The organism is Sulfitobacter sp. HI0027 (genome assembly GCF_001634775.1).
In the GTDB taxonomy this organism is placed as follows: Bacteria; Pseudomonadota; Alphaproteobacteria; order Rhodobacterales; family Rhodobacteraceae; genus Sulfitobacter.
The window spans coordinates 1-774 of sequence record NZ_LWER01000386.1 but is presented as its reverse complement, the minus strand read 5'-3'; the positions used below and the strand labels follow the sequence as shown (position 1 = coordinate 774).

The following is a 774-nucleotide window of genomic DNA, read 5'->3' as shown; positions in this document are numbered from 1 at the left end:
TCTCGCAGGCCCGGCAAGTGAACTTCTCGCGCACAGTCTGGATCACCTTCCACTGACGTGGGATTACCTCCAGCGTCTCGGTGATGTCCTCGCCCATCTTCACGATCCGGTCCGAGCCACAGCAAGTGCAGGCGGCCGGTGCCTCAACAACAACCCGCTCGCGCGGCTCCCTCTCATCGCTGCAAGCAGCGACTGCCGGGCAACGGGTGATCGGGGAACGGCTTGCGCACGGGATGGCGGCGCGTGAAGGCGCGCACCGTGCTGGCTTTCTCGCTTGCTTGATCTGCGGCTAAGGCATCCTCGGTGGCCGCCGCTTCCATCTCTTCAAGCTGCAGTTCCAGTTGATCGATCAGCCGGGCGCGTCGTTCTGACGAGATACCGTATTTGTCACGGCGCAGTTTGGCGATCTCGAGCTTGAGCTCTTGGATCATCGCCTCGGAGCAGGAGACAACCGCGCGGGCCTGCGCCAGCTCGCTTTCCGCAACATCTGCACGGGCCTCTGCGGCGGCCAGGGCAGCGCGTAATTTGGCGAGTTCAGAGGCGGCATTAGACATGACCGATATTTACCAGCCGGGGCCGCGGAACACCAATAAAAACAGGCTTTCTGGCCTGAATTAACCAGCCTTTGCAGGGCGTTGTGTCCAGCGAGGATTGCGCCAGTCGATGCCCTCCAGAAGATAGCCTAACTGCGCCGCCGATATCTGCACCGCTTCGCCCGACCGGCTCACGGGCCAGATGAACTTGCCTGCCTCCAGGCGCTTTAGATAAAGCGAC

At 61.8% G+C, this 774-nt stretch carries 1 protein-coding gene and 1 pseudogene; both read right to left on the bottom strand.

Features of this window, described 5'->3' with window-relative positions:
- A pseudogene (locus A3722_RS17970) lies at nt 1–554 on the bottom strand (IS66 family transposase zinc-finger binding domain-containing protein); the annotation flags it as partial.
- Nucleotides 555–614: 60 nt separating this feature from the next.
- Nucleotides 615–774: IS66 family insertion sequence element accessory protein TnpB (tnpB, locus tag A3722_RS25370; protein WP_150120544.1), on the bottom strand; the 160-nt coding region annotated here is incomplete at its 5' end.